The 7,647-nt window shown below is 68.9% G+C and carries 9 protein-coding genes; 4 read left to right on the forward strand and 5 right to left on the reverse strand.

The annotated features are described in order from the left end of the window. The first annotated feature begins 353 nt into the window (after positions 1-353). A complete protein-coding gene (locus tag SPR02S_RS61230) occupies positions 354-725 on the forward strand; it encodes a hypothetical protein (RefSeq protein ID WP_174447606.1) in 372 nt (123 codons plus the stop codon). Positions 726-991: 266 nt separating this feature from the next. Here SPR02S_RS61230 and SPR02S_RS66360 read toward each other — a convergent pair whose 3' ends face one another. Further along, positions 992-1,219 (reverse strand): NAD(P)H-dependent oxidoreductase, encoded by a 228-nt coding sequence (locus SPR02S_RS66360; RefSeq protein ID WP_373283439.1) that lies wholly within the window; start codon positions 1,217-1,219, stop codon positions 992-994. Positions 1,220-1,263: 44 nt separating this feature from the next. Between SPR02S_RS66360 and SPR02S_RS47480 the strand changes: the two genes are divergently transcribed. Beyond that, positions 1,264-2,091: an SDR family NAD(P)-dependent oxidoreductase gene (locus tag SPR02S_RS47480; RefSeq protein ID WP_019064102.1), complete on the forward strand. Its 828-nt coding sequence runs from the start codon at positions 1,264-1,266 to the stop codon at positions 2,089-2,091. 33 nt (positions 2,092-2,124) lie between these two features. Here the strand turns inward: SPR02S_RS47480 and SPR02S_RS58060 are convergent, their stop codons facing one another. The 3 genes from SPR02S_RS58060 to SPR02S_RS47495 form a co-directional block, all read right to left on the reverse strand. Then, on the reverse strand, positions 2,125-2,583 hold the full coding sequence (locus SPR02S_RS58060; RefSeq protein ID WP_043258993.1) for a nuclear transport factor 2 family protein: 459 nt from the start codon (positions 2,581-2,583) through the stop codon (positions 2,125-2,127). 28 nt (positions 2,584-2,611) lie between these two features. After that, positions 2,612-2,968, reverse strand: a complete 357-nt coding sequence (locus SPR02S_RS47490; protein WP_019064104.1) for a nuclear transport factor 2 family protein — start codon at positions 2,966-2,968, stop codon at positions 2,612-2,614. 65 nt (positions 2,969-3,033) lie between these two features. Then, a complete protein-coding gene (locus SPR02S_RS47495; RefSeq protein ID WP_043258994.1) occupies positions 3,034-4,482 on the reverse strand; it encodes an aldehyde dehydrogenase family protein in 1,449 nt (482 codons plus the stop codon). Positions 4,483-4,816: 334 nt separating this feature from the next. Between SPR02S_RS47495 and SPR02S_RS47500 the strand changes: the two genes are divergently transcribed. Next, positions 4,817-5,647 carry a helix-turn-helix transcriptional regulator gene (locus SPR02S_RS47500; protein WP_026151535.1) on the forward strand — a complete coding sequence of 277 codons (831 nt, stop codon included), beginning with the start codon at positions 4,817-4,819 and terminating at the stop codon, positions 5,645-5,647. Positions 5,648-5,687: 40 nt separating this feature from the next. On the opposite strand, the gene SPR02S_RS47505 is transcribed toward SPR02S_RS47500, so the two are convergent. Beyond that, complete coding sequence (locus tag SPR02S_RS47505; protein ID WP_019064107.1) at positions 5,688-6,782, reverse strand: lipocalin-like domain-containing protein; 1,095 nt, start codon at positions 6,780-6,782, stop codon at positions 5,688-5,690. Positions 6,783-6,895: 113 nt separating this feature from the next. Between SPR02S_RS47505 and SPR02S_RS47510 the strand changes: the two genes are divergently transcribed. Beyond that, entirely contained in the window at positions 6,896-7,558 is a 663-nt protein-coding gene (locus SPR02S_RS47510) for a TetR/AcrR family transcriptional regulator (RefSeq protein ID WP_019064108.1), read from the forward strand. The last annotated feature ends 89 nt before the right edge of the window (positions 7,559-7,647 follow it).

Genomic DNA, 7,647 nt, shown 5'->3' on the forward strand with positions numbered 1-7,647 from the left:
GACTGGCTCGCCAAGATCTTCGCCCCCGGCCGGATGGAGCAGTCACTCACCACGATGGAACAGACTCAGCTCCACGACGACCCCCGAAGGGCCGCCGCGCAACAGACCCTCAAGGAATGCAAACGCAAGCTCACCCGGTACCGCGCCGCCCTGGAAGCAGGAGCGGAGTTCTATCGGCAACCGTGTGCCCAGAGGTTGTGTCCGAGGACCGACACGCCCTGTGGACACACGCGCTCGCTCAGCAGACCTGGCTGGCGGTGGAGTAGATGTCCACTGCCAATCCGCAGCGCTGCGGCACTCCCCCGAACACCTTGTTCGACCAGAACTTCACGGGCCGGGCGGTCACTACGATCATGGCCGCTGTCGTAGGACTGACGTTCCTCTTCGGCTTCGGCAACGTCCCGGCCCTGGCACGGCAATGGGGCGTCACACCCTGGGTCGCCCCGCTGGTCGCTCCGGCCGTGGATCTGTCCGTCATCGGACTCCTTCTGGGCACGGGGCACCTCGCTCTCCGCGGAGCCAACCGGGCCCGACTCCGCCCGGAACGACGGCTCCTGGTGTTCTCCAGCCTGATCGCACTCGTCCTGAACGTGACCGAGCCCCGGACTCGCAGGACACACCGGAAGAGCCGCTTTCGACGCCGTCGGCCCCCTGTTGCTTATCGGCTGGGCCGAAGTCGGTCCCGCCCCGCTCCAGGCCATCAGCACGACTACGCCCCCGGGTGACAGTTCGCCAGATCTAGCGGTGGCCACGGGCAACCACCATGCGCCCCCCACTCAGCAGCGGGCGGGACACAGGACAAGCCTCGCTCGTCAGAGCAACTCGCACAGCAGGTTGCACCGGTGCAGCCGACGGCCACTGTCGAAGCGGACGGCCTCCTCCAACGTGCCCGCCGAGAAGACATCAGCCAGTGGGCCGAACAGCGACGCCCATCTCCCCAGCGACCCCAGCCATGCTCAATCCGTCGGCGAGGCCCCAGTCGGCGAGCCCGTCATGGTGCTGGCGCCGAACGGGGGCGGGACCGCCAGTCGATGACGTTCTTCAGCACGTCGGGCATGGTGCCGTTGTACACGGACGTGACGAGCGTGAGGGCGTCCGACGGCCGGGGGTCCTGATCGGCTACGGCGAGTGGGCCCGCCCTGGGAGGTCCCTGGACACCTGTTCCCAGGTGTGCCGTACCGGGGAGGGCACGGCCTTCCTCAGCCTTCCGGACCAGCACATGATCGAGTCGACGATGCTCGACACGTCAGGGAGGAAAGAGCCATGACGACGGAGTACACGGACCGACCCGCCGCGCCCGCAGTGAGCGGAAGCGTGCAGTCGTCGGAGGGGCCTGCGCGCCTCTTCCGCCTCGACGGCCGGCGAGCCGTGGTGATCGGCGCGGGCAGTGGCATCGGTGCCGCCTGCGCCCGGGCCCTTGCCGCGCACGGCGCCGCCGTGGTCTGCGCCGACCTCGACCTCGCCGCAGCCACCAGCACCGCCACCGTGATCGGCGGCGAGCCCTACCTGCTGGATCTTCTCGACCGTGAGGCCGTACGGGCGGCGCCCGCCGTGCTGGGTGAGGTCGACGTGCTCGTCTTCACCCCAGCGACGAACGTCCGCAGGCGGCTGGTCGACTACTCCGACGCCGAGTTCGACCGCATCGTCGATCTCAACCTGCGGGCGCCGTTCGACCTCCTGCGCGCTTTCGGAAGGCCCATGGCCGCTCGTGGCCGCGGGTCGATCATCGGCGTCTCCTCGATCCGCGCCGTCACCGTCGAGCCCGCCCAGGGGATCTACTCCGCGACCAAGGCCGGCCTCGTGGCCCTGCTGCGTACGGCCGCCGCGGAGCTGGGTCCGCTGGGTGTACGGGTGAACGTGCTCGCCCCCGGGGTCGTCGAGTCGCCGATGACGACCTGGGCCCAGGACGATGCCGTGCGGTACGACGCCTACGCCGCGAAGACCGCGCTCGGCCGCTGGGCCCAGCCCGAGGAAATGGCGGGCGCCGTGGTGTTCCTGGCCTCCGACGCGGCGAGTTACGTGACCGGGAGCATGCTCACCGTCGATGGCGGGTGGACGGCCGTCGACGGTCGCTACGAACCCCCGGAGTGAGCACCGGGGGTTCGGAGGGCGGGGCCCGCACCGTCACGTGCCGGAGAACATGGCCTTCGCCATCTCCTGTCCGTCGCCGATCGTGTCGATGACGACCAGCGGGTTCGAGTAGTCGCGCCAGTGGACGATCCGGCGGTCGCGGATCGTCACGATCGAGACGTAGTGCTGGTGGTAGGGCCTGCCGGTGGTGACCCCGGTGCCGTGACTCGCGTACTCCAGGATCACCACGCCGGGTGTGGCCGTCGTGTAGACCCTGGCGTCGCTCATGCGGTCGAGGGCGATGATGCGCCCGTAGCCGCGGAACGAGTCGATGATCGCCTGACGCCCCCGGAGCTCGGGCGGTGTGCCCGGGGGTGCGTAGACGAACTCCATGACGACGTCGTCCGCGAACAGGTCGAAGTAGCGGTCCCCGTCGGCCAGCCCCGCGAGTGAGTCCTCGACGAGCTTGATGAACGGGGCCAGGGCTTTGAATTCCGCGTAGTCGACCATCATCTCTCCTCGGTGGTTCTGGTTCCCGGACTCAGACCTGGTTGTTCCACATGCGGAACACGGTGCACTTGGTGTGCTCGTCGAAGGTCACCGTCCAGAGGTTGGCGAAGGTGCCGAGCTCCTTGTAGACGCCCGTGCCGCCGATGGCGGCCGTGTCTCCGTTGATCATGAAGAGGGTCCAGTCGAAGTCCCAGCCGCCCTGCTGCCAGGCATCCCGGCTCTGCCAGCCCTTCACGATCTCCTCGCGGCCGATCCAGTGCGTTTCGTACGGCCACTCGTGATATTCGGCATCGGCGGCGAAGAGGGACGCGATGTCCTCCGGCGCGCTGCTGCGCCAGGCGCGCAGGTAGGCGGCCACCCATTCCTCCACTTGCTGCTTCGTGGGCACGATCGGCTCCTTCTTCGGTGTCGTTCGATGTCGTCGGTGCGCGGTCGCGGGTCCGTGACCGGAGTTCAGGACACAGCCGTCGCAGTCGTTCCGTCGCGCCGGACCGTGATGGTCCGGGGCGCGGTGAACTCGATCAGGCCCTCGGGTCCGCTCTCGGAGCCGAGGCCGGACTGTTTGTGGCCCGCGAAGGTGACGTACGGGGTGAGGTGCTGGACCTCGTTGATCCACACCGTGCCCGCCTCCAGGCGTCGGCCGACGGCCAGGGCAGCTTCGGGGTCGGCCGACCAGACGGACGCGCCGAGACCGTACTCGCCCGCGTTGGCCCGGGTGACGGCGTCCTCGATGTCGTCGAACCGGAGGAGCGGCAGGACCGGTCCGAACTGCTCCTCCTGGACGATGCGCGAATCCTCCGAGGGGTTGTCCACGAGCGTCAGCGGCACGAAGTAGCCGGGCCCGTCCTGGCCCTGGTCCTGCGGGGGGCCGCCGATGGCGAAGGTGTGGCCGTGCGCCCGCGAGTCGTCGAGGAGGCTGAGGATCCGGTCGTACTGCGGGCGGTTCTGGACCGGGCCGAGGCGCACGCCCGCCTCGGTGCCGGGGCCCATCCGTACAGTGCCGGCGTAGGCGGCCAGGGCCTGCTTCAGCGGTTCGTAGACGTCTCGGTGGATGTAGAGGCGTTTGATCGCCAGACAGACCTGGCCGCTGTTGGCGAAGACTCCCCAGAACAGCTTCTCGGCGACGGCCGGGACGTCGATGTCCGGGAGGACGATGGCGGGGTCGTTGCCGCCCAACTCCAGGGTGACGCGGGTCAGGGTGGGCGCCGCGCCGGCCATGACCTGGCGGCCGGTCCGGGTGGAGCCGGTGTAGCTGATCATGTCGATGCCGGGGTGTTCGGTCATCCGCGGCCCGAGCCCGGCATCGCCCGACACGACATTCAGCACGCCGGGCGGGAGCACGTCGCGCAGGATCTCGCCGACCTTCAGCGTGGTCAGGGGGGTGAACGGCGACGGCTTCCACACCACGGTGTTGCCCGCGAGCAGGGCCGGAGCGAGCTTGAACCCGGCGTTGCCCAGCGGGTAGTTCCACGGCACGATCGCCCCGACGACACCCAGCGGGACCCGCCGGGTGACGGACAGCCGCTCCGCGCTGTCCTCGTTGACCGTCTCCGGCAGCGACAGCGAAGCCGTCCCACGCAGCCAGTACCCGAACCCGAGGATCTCGCCTGCGGCGTCGTCCAGGCTCTTGCCCTGCTCCCGGGTAAGGAGCCGCTTGAGCGGTTCGAGCTGTGCCTCGACGGCGTCGGCAACCGCCAGGACAAGCTTGCGGCGCTCCTCGAACGGAGTGGCCGACCAGCCGGGAAGCGCCGCCCGGGCTGCGGCCACGGCCTGGTCCAGCTGCTCGGGCGAGCAGACGGGCGCCCGCCCCGCGACGGTCTCGTCGGCCGGATCGAGCACGTCGTATTCGCTCGCTCCCGCTATCGCGACGCCCGCGATCGTCATGGTGAAGCCAGTAGTCATGGAACTCTCCTGAAGTGAGGATCGGTACTGTCGGAGGTACCGGTGGCCTTGGGGACGACGGATCCGCGTGGTGTCGGATCGGCCCGTCGGGTCGGCCCTGGTGTCAGGTCCCCCTGACGTCCCGCGGTCGCAGGGAAGGCACACCACCGACTATCGGTCTCCCGCCACCGACCAGGAAGGCCGGGTCTGCCTAGGAGTGCCACACCCAGGAACGACTGCCCGGGTCCCTCCGGAAACAGCCGCTACGGTTCGAGAGCCACTGCGGCCATCAGGACACGGTTCCTCGCTGCTCAGGCACGCCCAGGCGGCCTGGGAGGCGGCGTACGATGCGAGGATGAGCGACCACGAGCTAGGTGAGTTCCTCCGCGCACACCGTGCTCGGTTGACTCCCGCAGACGTGGGCATGGCCACGTCCGGCACGCGCCGCGTCGCTGGCCTGCGGCGCGAGGAGGTCGCTGTCCTGGCCGGGGTCAGCGCCGACTACTACGCGCGTCTCGAACAGGGGCGGGAGACCAACCCCTCCGCCCAGGTCGTCGACGCCATCACGAAGGCCCTGCGGCTGGGAACCGATGCACGCTGGCACGCCTACCGGCTCGCCGGCCTGCTGCCGAAATCGACGCCCGCCGCTCCGCACGACCCCGTGCACCCGGCCCTGCTCCAGTTGATGGACGTCTTCCCCACCGCCGTGGCCTACGTCATCAACCACCGGCTGGAAATCCTCGCCTCCAACACGCTGGCCGATGCCCTGCTCTCGCCTCTGGCCGACCCACGCCGCATGGTCCGCTCCCTCTTCCGCGACCCGGCGGCCCGCAAGCTGTTCGCCGACTGGCAGACCGTCGCGCGCGACTCCGTCGAGGCACTGCGCCTGGCGGCCGGGCAGGAACGCCGCGATCCCGAGATCGCCGCGCTGGTACGGGAACTGCTGGCCGACAGCCCCGAGTTCACCGCCATGTGGCAGGCCCTCAGCGTCAGCGGCCTGGGCCGCAAGACCAAGGTCTTCAACCACCCGGACGTCGGCCTGATCACCCTCACCTACCAGGCGTTCGACGTGCAGGCCGCCTCCGGCCAGTACCTCCTTGTCGGCACCGCAGAAGCCGGCAGCACAGACGCGGACTCCCTCGCACTCCTGGGGTCGCTCCATGCGGCCGACCAACGGCGTCCGTGATCAGGGCTCCCCATCAGTTCCAGGCTCGCGCAGTGTCGTATCAGGCGAGGGCTTTGCCGAAGTGCATCAGTTCCCACAGTGCGTCGTCTGTGTGGCTGTCGACAAGCTGCTCACCCTGGTAGTTCTCGATCCGCAGTTCGCCGGCGAACCGCTGGTAGGTGCCGTCGAACCCGGCGAGTTTCGCGGCGGCCTTCTTCGGGCCCTTGAGCTCGTCGATGAATTTCACTCCCATGAGGTCGGAGTGCCGCGTGAAGGTCACGACGTAGCGCTCGTCACCGTCGGTGTAGGTGTAGCGGGTGACGTTGGCGACGGGCTTGCCGGTGTCGGTGTCGGTGTACCGGCCGAGTTCCTCGAAGGTGACCTTGGCGGCGTCGTCGGCGATGAGCTTGCCGTCGCGGGCCAGCATGAACACCGGGAAAGTGGTGTAGCCGTACTTCTTCTCCGCGGTGATGTAGGACGCGATCACCGAGTACGGGCCCGCGGCGCCGCGCGCCCAGTACCAGTGGTGCATGAGCTTGAGCATCAGCTCGTTGCCCCAGTTGTGGTCGTGGTAGCCGACGCCGGACGTCGTGGTGCTCTTGCCGCCGACGCTGTAGGTGACCTCGGCCTTGCCCTGCGGGACCGACGGCAACCAGGCGAAATGGTGCTCGTCGTGTTCCCCGTACAGCCAGTACCCGGTCTCCGGGCGCCAGGACGGAACCTGCCCGGTCAGCCTGACGTCGACTGCGAGGTCCCCGCTTCGGGCGCGGATCTTGTAGTCGTGAAGGTTGCCGGTGAAGACGTTGTCGCCGATGCGCACGTCGCAGAACTCGGTCGAGGCGCTGTAGGCGGCCGGGCCCAGCTCGGCGAGTTCGGCGAGCGCGGTACCGTCCGGCAGGGTCAGATCGATCTGGACCCGCGGGCTCAGCGGCTTGCCCAGGTCGGTGAACTCCTTGGTGAAGAAGACCACGACGAGTTTGGCGCCGTCATCCAGGTGCGCGTCGAAGTACCACCACTCGTAGGTGCCCGGCGCGCCGTCGGTACGCGCGCCGTCCTCGAACGGCTTGATCGCGTGGGGTTCGATGCCGAGCCGGGCGTAGTCCTCGGGCGCGTCGCCCAGGCGGGCGGGCAGGGCCGCGGCGCTGGTGCGGGACATGGCATACCTCCTTGCCGGCAGGACACCGGAACATGTTATTTTCCAGTCGTCTATTTAATACCATAATCAGTATGGGCCGCTTGTCCGGTTCGAGCAACAACGGGAGGCTCCATATGGTGCAGGCCGCAGCCGCGCGAGGCCGGGGGCGTCCCCGCGCCGGGGAGGGGCTCGACCTGGCCCACCTGCTGCGCGGGGCACTGGACGCCTTCGCCGAGTCCGGTTACGACGGCACCTCCGTGCGCGAACTGGCCCGACGACTGGGAGTGAGCCATGCCCTGCTCACCGCGCGCTTCGGCTCCAAAGAAGGGCTCTGGTTCGCCGCGATGGAACACGCGCTCACCTTGATCGAGCCGGCATGGCGCGACAGTGCCCAGTCACCGGGACTCGACGACCTCGACGTACTGCGCAGCGCCATCATCGAGCAAGTGCTGTTCTCGGCGGCGTACCCGCAGGTACTGCGAATCATGAACCATGAGGGGGCGATCGACAGCCCGCGCGTGCGCTTCGTCATCGAACGGTTCGCCAACCCCCTGCGCCCCGGCGTCGAAGCCCTGCTCTCCCGTCTCGTCGACGCCGGACGCATCCGCGACGTCCCCTACGCCACACTCCACTACCTCGCGGTCGCGGGCGGCGGCGCCCTCTACGCGAACCCCGTCGAAGCAGCACTGCTCGGCGCACCTGTGCACCCCGACCCCGACACCGTCCGCGCCCACGCCGAGACCGTCGCAGACGTGCTCATCGCGGGCATCTCCGCTACACCGCCACCGGCCCGGTAGGCGCGTTTCGTTGACAACCACGACCAGCACGGCCGCTCCCTAGGGAGCGCTACAACTGTCCGTATCGACGGCTTTGGTCCCGTTGACCA

The sequence above is a fragment of the Streptomyces prunicolor NBRC 13075 genome (genome assembly GCF_000367365.1).
Taxonomy (GTDB): domain Bacteria; phylum Actinomycetota; class Actinomycetes; order Streptomycetales; family Streptomycetaceae; genus Streptomyces; species Streptomyces prunicolor.